The organism is Bifidobacterium sp. 7101 (genome assembly GCF_000499285.1).
Taxonomy (GTDB): Bacteria; Actinomycetota; Actinomycetes; order Actinomycetales; family Bifidobacteriaceae; genus Bombiscardovia; species Bombiscardovia apis_A.
Window position 1 is genome coordinate 1 of the sequence record NZ_AWUN01000008.1, and the last position, 12,337, is coordinate 12,337.

A 12,337-nucleotide genomic window follows, 5' to 3' on the forward strand; every position below is an offset into this window, starting at 1 on the left:
TCGTACAGCGTGTCGTCGAGCAGTTCGGCCGGAGGCATGCCGAGGGTGACGGCCGCGGCCGCGATGGCGTTGAGGTCCCATGCGGCGTCGAGGTTCATTCTGGCCGATATGGTGGCCTTGGTCACGCCGGCCGCCTCGCACAGGGCCTGCTGTTCGAGTTCTTCCTTGGCCAGGTGCAGTCGCACGTTCCATGCGGCGACTTCCCGCAGGTGCTCTCCCAGTTCGACGGCCTGTGTCCTTGCCGTGGTGTTGCCGGTCATGTCCGTTCCTTTCGCTCGCGTGCCCTTGGGGGCTTGTGCGCACCATGCTATGGGCGGCGCGCTTGGTTGCGCAATACGACCGCCTCCCCGGTTCGGTCTGGTCGAACCGGGCCGGGAAAAACATGGAAAACGAAAGCGCTCCGCACCGTGTTGGCGCTTGGTGCGGGGCTGATCGACAACCTTGGGCGGGATTCCGAGCGATTCAAGTGACATGAGTCCCGGGATTCGCCCTCCATTGAAAGAGAGTTATCGCAATGACCAATCCTACCATCGCTTCCGCCCCGCGTGCGGCGGGAGCCATGAAAACCATCCCGTCGCTGCGTGTGCGGATCGCCCGCGCGCACCTGCTGGCGGTGTTGCTTCATCCCGCGCGCTCGTCGCGCCGTCGTCGCCGGAGCGCCTGAGATGGGCCGGGCTGTGGCGGCGGTGGCCGTCGTCGCAATCGTCGTGTGTCTGCTGGCGGTGTGGGCGTTGTGCCGCGCGGCCGCGTTGGGCGACCGCATCGGCGAACGGCTCCATGATGCCAGGGGGTCGCGAGGAGGATGCGCGATGAGCGGGCCGGCGGAGCAGTGGGCGTGGCAGTTGCAGGACGAGCGGCTGAGCCTGTCGGAGAAGTTCGTGTTGGTGTATCTGGCGCGAAGGGCGTATTACGACGACGGGTGCGGCGCGTGGCCGTCGGTCAACACCATCGCGGCACATTGCCATTGCACGCGCCGTTCCGTGCTGCGCGCGTTGAAACGTTTGCAGGAGCTGGGCTACTTGCGCGAGGGTGACCAGGAGCTGGCCGCGCGCAATCCCCGCAGCCACGAGCCCATCCCCAGGGGGCATCGTTCCAAGGTGTGGGACGTGGTGATGAAGGGCGCGCAGACCGAGCCGGAGGATATCACCGATCCCGGCGAGACCGACGCAGGCAAGGACGTTCCAGCGAAACCCAGTACAGCCGAACCATCGCGGAGCAAGGAGTGCGCGCGGGGTGACATGGCGTCACCTGACGCAGTGTCACCTGACACAATGTCACCCCAGGGCGATCCCGCCGGTGAGGTGACATCTTGTCCGAAGAGACGTGACGTCATGTCACCCAATAGACAAGTGATAACCAATGCTCCCCTTGTCCCCTACGGGGACATTCCCCTCGCCGGGGAACAACCCGAGGAGGAGCGAAGCGAGCGTGATGCACCGGATTGGCGTCTGGCGCTGCCTCCCAAGGGCGTACGCGATCCGCTGTGGACGCCAGGGGCGGAGGATGCGGACGAGCGGGTGCGTTCCCGGGCCCTGCAGGAGGTTCGCGTGCTGACGCTGATCCATGACCGTGTGGCGGCCATCGACCCGAAGGCAGCCAGGCCGGCGTCGATGCGAGACCGACGCAAGGTCCACGAGCTGCTGATGGAACGCTCTCTGACGGAGGTCGAGACGATCCTTGATTGGGCGTATGGCAATCCGCGCTGGATCTCATGGCTGGTGGACGGCACGATGGTCGAACGCTACTTCGCGCAGGTCAGCCTCGACATGCGCACCAAGCGGGCACGAGGTCCGCAGCATTCCGGCAGCCATGCCGCTGCTGCCGAGCTCACGCCGGTCCATGATCCAGACCGGCCGGTGGCGGTTAGTTCGGGCTTGGCCTGGCGGGTGCCGGTCTACGGCGGCGGCATCCTGTCGATCGCATTGTGCCAGGCGCACCTCGACGGCGAAACCAAGCAGGCAGAGTGTCCGGTGTGCGCCTACGACCGGCGCAACCAAGCCAGCCACGCCATCGGCCTAGAGAAAACCGACCGCGCCGAAGACAAGGAATCCCACGAGGAGGCCAAGGCATGACCGGCATAGCGGATGCCGCGCCCCGTTCGCCGGAGGCGTGGAAGAACATGGGATGCTGCGCGGATTTCCCGCAGCCGTGGGCCGACCTGATGTGGGGCCTGGAGTTCGAGGACAAGCATCCCCTGGCCCGCGTGTTCCGACAGGCGGGCGCGTCGGTATGCGAGCACGACTGCCCGGTGAGGGCCGAATGCCTGGCCTACGCCGGTGCCGCCGGCCTGGAATGGGGCTTGTACGGCGGCCGCTCGTGCACCGACCGGCGCCAGATCGCCCGTCTAGCGGAAGCCGACGGCGTGCCCTGCCGCGACCGCACGGTGCCCTGGGCCCGGCGCTGGGGCCTGTTCGTCGACTGGCTCCAAGCCCATCCCGAAGTCTTCGACACGGCCCGGGGCAAGGCCAGCATGGAACGCGGGCAACGCCGATGGCGCGCCGCAGGCCGCGCCCAACCCAAGAATGAGCCGCATGACCGTCAAACCATCATGCAAACAGACAATCAAGCAATCCGACAATCAAGCAATCAAACAACCGACCATGCCGGCGATCCGGCGAATGGTCCCGAATCCAAGGAGGAAGCATCATGCGAGTAGCGTTGGCGAACGCGAAGGGCGGGGTGGCCAAGACCACCAGCTGCATCTATCTGGCCGCCGTGCTGGCCCGGCGCGGAATCGAGGTGGCGGTCTACGACGCGGACCCGCAGTCCAGCGCCAGCCTATGGGCGGCCGCCGCCGAACAAGCGGGAGACCCGCTGCCCTTCGACGTGCTGCCGGCCAACATGGCCACCCTCGCCCATCTGGGCGGCGACCCGGCCGCAAGGGAATGGTCGATCATCGACGCCCCTCCGCAAGGCCCGCTGCTCGACAAGACGTTGGCCGTGGCCGATTTCGTCATCGTGCCCACCTCGGACTCGCCGATGGACCTCCAGCAGGCATGGGACACGCTCGACCGCGCCCGACGCGCCACCAGGGCGGCCCTACTGCCGGTGCGCGTCGAAGCGAACACCAACACCTGGGCCCAGACCCTGGCCGCGTTGGAACAAACCGACACCGCACGCTTCGACACTTTCATCGCCAAACGACAACCGATCAAGACCTCGCTCGGCATAAACCCCAAGCAACTGTACGAATACCGGGACCTAGCCGACGAACTAACGCGCATCGCCAAGGAGGAACTGGCATGAAAGGCAACTACCAACCACTGCCCAGACCCGTGCCCTTCGACAAAGTCCTCGACCAACAGGCCGAAGACAAGCAATCCGCCGGGCAGAACAACGCCGGCGAGCCACTGGTCATGTTCTCCCTGCGCCTGCCCGTCCGTCTGAAGAACCGCCTCAAGATCGCCGCCGCCGAACACGGCACGCCCATGCAACAGATCCTGCGCCACGCCATCGAACACGAACTCGACCACTTAGACAGCAACCATGAATGAGGAAAACAATTCGCACTGGCAAGACCGATACTTTTAGCGCTAGGCTGTTGTCTGAAGCCAAAACAACGAAGGGAAACACGGTTGACAAACGTCAAGGCTTATGACTTGACGTCTGTGCAGAAAACAGGGTATCCTCTGATATGGGGAGAGCTAAGACGCGGTTGTCTTGGCCTCCATATTGACATACTCCCAGAGAAAGAGAGCATATCATGAAACGTCATATCAAACTTCTTACGGCAAGTGCGGCTGCCGTTGCCCTCGCTATCGGTTGCGCGGGGACAGCATGGGCCGATAATGCCTATGTGTCGGGAGAACTCAATAAGTCCGGCAGCCTTGTGCAGTACGACTACACACGCACGCATACATTCACCGGCCCTATCAGCCTATCAGTGAATAACATGCCGTCAAACTATCTGCGCCTCGGGCTTCGTAACATGAAGGCATCAGGAGGACCGCAATTCACGGACTCACTTCAGTGGAATACCGTTGGAGCTAAGTCTTGGGATAATATTCTCGTTGGCACTCGTTTCGCCTTCCAAGGCAGAATGGGAGCTTGCACTTGGTTCTGCGACACTAATTGGGGTGGTGACCTCACATACTAATAGAGGTCAAGATGAATATTCGACGTATGCAGCGGGCGATTGTCATCTTGCTGATACCTCTTGCACTTGTAGGTTGCTCTTCGACTGAAAACAAGCAGTATGGAGAGCAACCTGCAAGTGCGTTAAGTAATCGGACCGCGCAAACGGTGCGGGTCGAGACCGGTGACATCGTTCCCACGCGTTCTTTGAAAGCGCAGGTCGGCGCTGGCGTTGATTTCGCCGTGCTGGCGACCAAGGTCGGCGTCTTCGTCCCGTCGGTGGAATCCGGCCAGCGGGTCGAGCAAGGGACTGTGTTGGGAAGTGTCGAAGACCGGCAATTGGTTTCTCCCGTGGGCGCGACCGTCGTGAGCGTGATCGCTGCGCGAACGACCGTCCCCGCCAACTATCCGGTCGTGACCCTGCGTTTCGACGGCTTCGGCCTGACCGGGGATCTATCCAATCTCGTGGCGACCGTCGGCAACGCTCCTTTCGCCGGGAAATTCCAGGTCACGGATGGCGTCGGCCCGACGGACTGCTCGGGCGTCGTGCCATTGGCCTCGGACGCATCCTCCGGAGCGGAGGGACAGTCCTCCACGATTTCGATCTCCGATTCCTACGCCTGCCTCATTCCCACCGATTCCTTGGTGAGGGCGGGACAGTCGGCGATACTGGTCGTGACGGCACAGGCACGCAACGACGTCGCGTTGCTGCCGGTCACCGCCGTGGCCGGCAGACTGCAGAAGGGACAGGTCCGCCGTCCCGACGGCACGGTTCTCGACGTCGGCCTGGGCGCCACGGACGGCGCCCGCATCGAAATCACCTCGGGACTGAAGGCGGGAGACGCCGTGTCGGCCACTCCTCCCGATCTGGATTCGCAATCCAAGTAGGGCGGCACCGCATGTCTGAATCAACGAAGCCGCTCGTGGCCCTGCAGGGAGTGTCGGCCGTCGTGACCCTGGGCAACAAGGACAGGCTCACGACGGTGAACGACGTCTCCCTGGAGCTGTTCGCCGGCATGACATACTCGATAGTGGGCAAGTCGGGAGCCGGCAAGACCAGCCTGATAAGCATCATCGGGATGCTGAACACGCAGTTCAGCGGCCGTTACCTGTACAAAGGCCAAGACGTCGGCGCGTTGTCCGACAGGCGGCTTTCGTTCATGAGGGCCGGGCACATCGGCTTCGTGTTCCAGAACTATTCGTTGATCGGTCATCTATCGGCGCTCGAAAACGTCGAGCTGGCATTGTGGTACGGCCAGCATGCCCGCCGTCCCCGCGCCACGGGCGCTTCCGCCTCGGCCCGCAGGCGCAGGTGCCTTGCCGCGCTCGCTTCGGTCGGTCTCAGGGACAAGGCGGGGGAACTGCCGAAAAGACTCTCGGGCGGCGAACAGCAACGGGTGGCGATCGCCCGCGCCCTGGTCAACCAGCCCGAGCTTCTCATCTGCGACGAGCCGACCGGAGCACTCGACACCAAGACCAGCGGCGAGGTGCTTTCGGTGCTGCGGGACGCAGTGCGCGAGCATGCCACGACCTTGCTGCTCGTCACCCATGACGATGATCTCGCCGCCACCTGCGACATCACGTACACCATGTCCGGAGGCGAGCTCCATGCTCCGTCAATTGATTAAGGATCTACGGCTCGCCCCATTGCGATCCGCACTCACCGGTCTGTCGATGCTCATAGGGATCGTGGCGGTCATACTCGCCGTCCTCGCGGGAACCATCGGCAAGGACTACCTGGTGGCGATCAACGAACAACTCTACGGGCGCACCCCGCTGGTCACCGTTTCCATGAACAGCCCGAGGCTGAGCGACGCGGATGATTTCTCGCGCCTCGCCGACGCAATCGCGGCCAAGAACCATGAGACGGCAATCATCCTCAACCTTGATACCGACATCACGTTCTCTCCCGGAACGCAGTCAAGCGGAGGAATCAAGGGAGACGTCGTGGCGACCACTCCCGGATATTCGAGCATCTACAACCTTCCGATGAAATCCGGACGCTGGTACGCCGGCGGCGAACGATCGACCGCATCGATCGTCGTCAATCTCGCCGCGGAACAGAACCTTCCCAAGGACTCCACCGCATACGCGAAGACAAACCAAACCACGATCGCGACCCCGTTCACCGTGACCGGCGTCGTCAACGACGGACGCACGGACCCGACCATCTATGTCAACGCCCAAGCGCTGACCCAATACATGAGGATCGTTTCGCGAAGCGCTACCATCCTCTGGCTGGATTTCCCGCAACTCGGCAAGCAACGGGTCAGGACCGTTGTCGAGGACATCCTGTTCGACTCCATAGGAGGCTCCGTGTCCGGCGTTCAGACAATCGACAACGCGCAAAGCTACGAATCGGTGATCGCGGTCATGCAAATCGCGTTCGGCGTCTGCGCCATCCTGCTGCTCTTCGTCTCGGCCATCGGCATCGTCAACATCGGCCTGGCGTCATTGGAATCCAGAACACACGAGCTCCTCGTCAGACGCGCGCTCGGCGCCACGCGGGCATCCCTCATAGGCCTGGTGATCGGAAGCCAGCTCATCATCGGTCTTTCGGTGTCGCTATTGGCCGTCGCCATATCGGCATGCGCGGTAGGCGCGCTCCCGGCGTTCCTGCCGTCATACTCGCCTCTGCAACCCCCTGCGTTCCCCCTCGCCGCCGCCATCGCAGCCGTCTCGGCGGCGCTGGCGACCTCGATCATCGGGAGCCTCGTCCCCGCCATACGCGCGGCCAGGCTCCAACCGGCACTGGCACTGCGGTAGCCCAAACACCACACACATCACCAACAAGGAGATGCAACCAAGATGAAATCCACCCTCACAAACGCAGGCAAGAAAGCGCTGGCGACGGCATGCGCCGGCATCCTCGCCCTGAGCCTCGCCAGCTGCACCAACGGCGACGTCTCGAGCGCGGGCGACTCCAGGAAAATCGTCGGCTACGACGAGATCAACAAGGAATACCGGGAATCCATCGGCAAACTCTCCTGGCCCCAGGACTACACCCCGCCTGAATCCATGCCGTCGGATTCCGGCACGTCCTTCCAACAAGGATGGGGAGACACCCAGGCGTCCAATCTCTTCCAGTGCGCGTGGGAGAAGGAATGGCTCAACACCTATTCCTCTCAACCGGAGCGCAGCGAAGAAGCGCTCAAGGAACTGGAGAAAGTCCCCGAGATGGGATTCATGAGCCCTGACCGAGCCGATGACGCGACCCGACGATTCTTCAAAGACAACATCGACAAAGCCAAACTCGGCGACCCCTCCGGCATCCAACAAGACGTCACCGCAAACTGTCCGGCATCCTAAGACCTTAGGATAACTAAGAATTATATTCTCAATGTATCGCATTAGATAACGATGTATTCTGATGCATTTTACTGTTGCATGAGATATGGCTTGGTTCCCATCTCAATAGAAATGGAATCAAGCCATTTTAATTTAATAGATGGTTGAATAAATATTCGTGCATGTAATGGCAGACTGTTTGAATGGTTGTCCGCTGCTGATTGCAGTTAACGGGGGGAAGCTGGGGGAAGGCGTCCCGGCGGAAGGCCCGCCGGTGCGTTCTTCTTCCAGGGACAAGGAAGGATGCGGGCGTCCGTGAATGGTCGCCCGCATTTTCCGTATCCGTGTGAAACGGGAGGGAGCGCATCATGGGGCGCTTCCGACTGAAAGGACGGATACGTATGTCAGGTGGGAAGAAGAGCAGGCGCACGATGCTGGTGGCTGCCCTGACCGCAGGGGCGTTGGCCTTGGGATATCTGGCGCCAGCCGCGTTCGCCGAGGGCGGTGGTGGCGGTTCCGGCGAGGGCGGTGGCGGTTCCGGCGGGCAGGTTCCATCGCAGACCGCCGACGTGCATTGGATCTACAAGGATTCCTGGCCCGCCACTCTGGAGGGCATGAAGCAGGCGATACGTGATTCGGGCACCACCCTGTCTTCCGATTTGGAGGATGGGTCGAATCAGTTCGTGGATATGAATGCCATCCTTGCCGACGCGATCTCGGAGTGCAAGGCCTCATACACCGGGGAGGGTGACGCGGAATGCCGGATGGTCGCTGTCGGCTACGCGCGCCTCGGCAACGGCGTGTTCAGCGGTTCCTATGTCAGTTCGAACGCGCGTCAGCGTTGGGAGTCCCAATGGGCCGCCGAAGGGCGCGGCACCTACCAGTACCAAGGCCAGTCGTACACGACCGGCACCACGTGGACCGATCGGCTTGGCGTGCGTTCGGTGGATAGCCTGGTGCAGGATTCCATCAACGCCAATCCCGATGCCTCGTTCCGTGTGGTCGTGCTGGCCAAGAACCAGCCGCCCGTCGATTATCCGTTGACCGTCACCACCTCGCACCGCCAGCAGACCGACATGCAGGTCGGCTCGACCACGCCGGTCGGCGACACCATCCACGCGAACAACGGCGGCTCGTCGATCAAGGAGACCCTGCACGGCACCGCGATCGTGCACTACGATGGCGGCCCCTACACGCCGACGGGCAGCGTGAGCAAGCCGATCAGCTTCGCCAACAGCGGCGACACCGTGATCGACAACCTGGCCTCGCCGGGTGATTTCGGCATGGATTCCTGGGCCGAGGGCACATATTGGATCGACATCCAAGTGCCCAGGCAGGGAAGCATACAGGCGGCCGTGGACACCACGGACCGGGATCCGGCGGAGACCTGGAAGGTCAGCGCCGTGCCGCCGGCCGATCCGGTCAAAAGCATCGAGGAAGGCGTCAGCGCCGACCAGATGACCAACCGCACCACCATCACGTATGGGACCGGCCGGGGCGGTTACGAGCTGAGTTTCAGGGACGTGATCGAACCCAACGGCGTCGATTACACGGTGGACGGCTTCACGCTCGTGGACGCCACCGACAACAATCGCGATGTCTCCAACGAGTTCGAGATCGGTTGGGACCGCGCATCGAACACGGTCAGCGCGGTCCGTTCGGCCAACAAGGGCATGATGCCGTTCGACCACGAGTATGTGTTCGGCTTCGATGTGACCGTCAGCCTGCCATCCGATTACCAGAACATCAACGACCATGCGTGGGGCAAGTGGAACCAGCTGCCCGAGGCCGACGCGGGAGAACGCGAGTTCGACACCTGGCGTCCCAATCCCGACAAAAGCTGGATCATGCTCGACACTAATGGCAAGTGGCAGGCCGTGATCGACCCCGACCGCACCAACCAGACCGGCGGCGACGGCAAGGTGTTCCTCGACGGAGACCGCGTGGCCTCCGTGGTCAACGGCACCGTGCCGGCGAACCTGATCCAGGCCCCGCGGACGCTCACCTTGGTCGATGATTGGACAGCCGCCGACTACCTGTTCGACGCCGATGAAGCGGCGAACGTCCGAGTGTACGAGGCGGACGCGGGCACCGATCGCGAAAGCAGCGTAAGCGACATCGCCAACCGTGGCCGTGACATCACCGACCAGTGGGACATCACAACCGATGGCACCGTGGTCACCGCCACAGCCAAGGCCTCCTACCTGACCGGACTGAAGGACTTGGAGAAGGCCAGGCAGATCACGATGCTCGTGCCCGGCCGCGCGAACTACGCCAACGGGGCCGGAGCGGGCCAGGTGCGCGATGACTTCGGCATCGAAGCGGACGACGAGATCACGTTCTGCACCGCCGGCAAGAACGGCGCGGAGTTGACCAACGCCGGCTCGCAGACCATCAACACCCACACGGTCGAAACCAACGAGCCGAAGGTCTGCGGTTACGTGCCGTCCGTGGTCAAGGATGTGGTCGGGGAATCCTCCCAAGGCGGCGCCCAGGACAGCGTGGACGGCAAGATCGTCTTCCCCGGCCAGCGTCTCGAATACCGTCTGGAAACCCAGCCGCACCTGCCCGACAGTCTCGCCTACACTATCGTCGAGGTGGCGGTCACCGACACGTATGACGAGCACTTCCAGCCGGACAAGCAGACCCTGGAGGTCACCGACCTGACCACCGGCAAGTTCATCCCCAAGAGCCAGTACCGCAGCGAGTGGAACGACGCGAACCATGCCGTGCGTCTCGTGTTCGCCGACGACTATGTGCGGGCGAACTGGCTGGCGGGCACGAATCCCAGAATCATCATCAGATTCGAGGGCGTCGTGGCCGAGGATGCCCCGGCCGACACCGTGGTTGACAACCAGTGGGCGTTGACCTTGAACAACTCGGTCACACCAAGCAACAAGGTATGGAACGATCCGCCCGACTTCCAGCCGGGCAAGGAGGACACCCAGGCCGACCCGTCCATTTCGATCGACGGCAAGACCGCGTTGCTCGGAGACCGCATCTACTATCGGATCAATCTCGACGCCAAGCAGACGAACCATGCCTACAAGGTGTGGCGGCTGGGCATGGTCGATGACTGGGACGACGAATACCTCGAACTCGACGAGAACCATATCACCGTGACCGACAAGGCCAACGGCAGGGATGTGACCGACCGGTTCAACATCCAGGCCATCGACGGCGTGGCATACGTGTTCGCCAAAACCGTTGACACCGAGGTTCCGGCGACGGGAGAGACCATCAAGGGCGACCCCCAGCCAGCCGATCTCAAGATCTACGCCGCACTTGGCGACAAGGACCACGACCCGTTGAAGGACCCGGCCATCGACCAGTCGCTTCTGGGCACCTCGTATGAGGTCACGCTGCCGATGACCGTCATCAAGGTCACCGACGATTACGTGGTCACGAACACGGCCACCCAGCTGGTCAACGACGTGCGCAAGGACACCAACCAGGTTTCCAACCCCTTGAAGCCGATCAACCCGGCCAAGGATGTCGTGGTCAAGGTGGACGGGCAGAGCGTGGATGGCAAGAGCATCTATCTCAACAGCCTGTTCCTCTACCGGCTCGACAGCTCCACGCTGCCGCCCGACCGCGCCTACCCGCAGGTCTCCGACTGGTCCATCAGCGACCCGCTCGACACCCGGTACGACAAGTTCACCGGCCAATGGGCCGTCTACGCCACCCGCGACCTCATCAAGGACGGCGAGACCCTGGCCGAGCGGGGCGAACGCATCGCCGGCTCCGACTTCGACGCCAGCCGTTTCGGCGGAGAACTCTTCGAGCTCGCCACCGACGAGCGCGGCGTGGTCACCGTGCGCGCCACGGAGCTGATGCTTGGACTCGTGTCGGCCGACACCGAGCATGAGCAGGCGTGGACCGCGTTCATCCAATGCCAGCGCATCGCCGTGGGCGGTCCCGTGGCCAACCAGTTCACCGAGACCATCAACGGGGTCGAACGGCCCTCGAACACCGTCACCACGCACACGCCCGACATGACGCCCCGGCTCACCATCGAGAAATGGGACGAGCAATCTGGCTGGCCCGACGGCGACCGTGACACCGTTGACGAGGCGCTGAACATGAACGGGAGCGACACTCGCATCGTGTTCACCATCACCAACGCATCGCCCACCGACCCTGACACCGGAGACGGCCCTTGGTTCAAGGCGAGCGAGCTGAGCCTCACCGACCAGCTCGTCGCCGGCGACGGCCAGATCGGCGAGTTCGAGTATCCCGATGACTGGCAGACGCTGATCCTCAAGCCCGGAGACAGCGTGGAGGTCAAGGCCACCCTCAGTGGCGTGAGCGAGCATCACACCGACCGCGCCATCGTCACCGGCACGCCGCTCGTCCAATGCATCGTCTCCGACCCCGACCCCTTCGACGGCAAAGACGAGGAGAAACTGCCCGAGGACGCGGTGGAGATCGACGGGCGAACCCTGTGCGCGGACACCACCGTGACCAGCAACACCGACGACTGGAACGGCTACCAGCCCAAGGACAACCTGGCGACCACCGGCACCAACATCGCCGGCCTCATCGCCGTCATCCTCGTCCTCGCACTCCTCGGCACCGGCGCAACCGCCGCGATCCGCCTCACCCGCGCCAACGGCCGCCACACCGGACACGAAAACGACGCGAACGATGATGCTGTTGGCTGCGATGGCAGTCCTGACGAGAATGGTCCCGAGCCGGACTTCGCTCAGCTCGTCACCACCATCAACCCCAAGGAGTCGCCCATGAACTGACAACGATTCTCTGCCTGCTGCCGGAAGCCTTTCGTATTTCAGCCAGCAGATAGACGGTGATACCATGCAACTGTCCCGGTAAACGGGGCAGTGCATACCAGGCCCGCAGGCGTAGCCCTGTGGGCCTGCTTCATTTGTCTTCCACTGATTTCGGCCAAATGTTCTCGGCTCTTTGGCGGAATCGCCCAGCAGTATGTTCTGATTTGCTCTAGGAACTTCTTAGG

At 62.8% G+C, this 12,337-nt stretch carries 11 protein-coding genes and 1 pseudogene; 11 read left to right on the forward strand and 1 reads right to left on the reverse strand.

Features of this window, described 5'->3' with window-relative positions:
* Positions 1-260: pseudogene (locus P272_RS0108420) on the reverse strand (hypothetical protein); the annotation flags it as partial.
* A 254-nt stretch (positions 261-514) separates the two neighbouring features.
* Between P272_RS0108420 and P272_RS09465 the strand changes: the two are divergent.
* The 11 genes from P272_RS09465 to P272_RS0108470 all read left to right on the forward strand — a co-directional run bounded on the left by P272_RS09465 (position 515) and on the right by P272_RS0108470 (position 12,113).
* Positions 515-664: a hypothetical protein gene (locus P272_RS09465; RefSeq protein WP_014484172.1), complete on the forward strand. Its 150-nt coding sequence runs from the start codon at positions 515-517 to the stop codon at positions 662-664.
* Between the two features lie 145 nt (positions 665-809).
* Positions 810-2,072, forward strand: coding sequence for a helix-turn-helix domain-containing protein (locus P272_RS0108430; protein WP_029679086.1), 1,263 nt, complete (start codon positions 810-812; stop codon positions 2,070-2,072).
* Positions 2,069-2,656 carry a WhiB family transcriptional regulator gene (locus P272_RS0108435; protein ID WP_015021885.1) on the forward strand — a complete coding sequence of 196 codons (588 nt, stop codon included), beginning with the start codon at positions 2,069-2,071 and terminating at the stop codon, positions 2,654-2,656. Before P272_RS0108430 ends, P272_RS0108435 begins: the two co-directional genes overlap by 4 nt.
* Positions 2,647-3,246, forward strand: a complete 600-nt coding sequence (locus P272_RS0108440; protein WP_029679087.1) for a ParA family protein — start codon at positions 2,647-2,649, stop codon at positions 3,244-3,246. Before P272_RS0108435 ends, P272_RS0108440 begins: the two co-directional genes overlap by 10 nt.
* Entirely contained in the window at positions 3,243-3,494 is a 252-nt protein-coding gene (locus tag P272_RS0108445; RefSeq protein WP_015021887.1) for a hypothetical protein, read from the forward strand. The genes P272_RS0108440 and P272_RS0108445 overlap by 4 nt, the downstream gene beginning before the upstream one ends.
* Positions 3,495-3,703: 209 nt before the next feature.
* Positions 3,704-4,096 carry a hypothetical protein gene (locus tag P272_RS09175; RefSeq protein ID WP_081709129.1) on the forward strand — a complete coding sequence of 131 codons (393 nt, stop codon included), beginning with the start codon at positions 3,704-3,706 and terminating at the stop codon, positions 4,094-4,096.
* An 11-nt stretch (positions 4,097-4,107) separates the two neighbouring features.
* Positions 4,108-4,962, forward strand: a complete 855-nt coding sequence (locus P272_RS0108450) for a hypothetical protein (protein WP_141650097.1) — start codon at positions 4,108-4,110, stop codon at positions 4,960-4,962.
* Positions 4,963-4,973: 11 nt separating this feature from the next.
* Positions 4,974-5,702 carry an ABC transporter ATP-binding protein gene (locus P272_RS0108455; protein ID WP_015021890.1) on the forward strand — a complete coding sequence of 243 codons (729 nt, stop codon included), beginning with the start codon at positions 4,974-4,976 and terminating at the stop codon, positions 5,700-5,702.
* Complete coding sequence (locus P272_RS09370; protein ID WP_029679089.1) at positions 5,683-6,840, forward strand: ABC transporter permease; 1,158 nt, start codon at positions 5,683-5,685, stop codon at positions 6,838-6,840. Before P272_RS0108455 ends, P272_RS09370 begins: the two co-directional genes overlap by 20 nt.
* 42 nt (positions 6,841-6,882) lie before the next feature.
* Positions 6,883-7,383 carry a hypothetical protein gene (locus P272_RS0108465; RefSeq protein ID WP_015021892.1) on the forward strand — a complete coding sequence of 167 codons (501 nt, stop codon included), beginning with the start codon at positions 6,883-6,885 and terminating at the stop codon, positions 7,381-7,383.
* Positions 7,384-7,763: 380 nt separating this feature from the next.
* A complete protein-coding gene (locus P272_RS0108470; RefSeq protein WP_044097955.1) occupies positions 7,764-12,113 on the forward strand; it encodes an LPXTG cell wall anchor domain-containing protein in 4,350 nt (1,449 codons plus the stop codon).
* Positions 12,114-12,337: the final 224 nt, after the last annotated feature.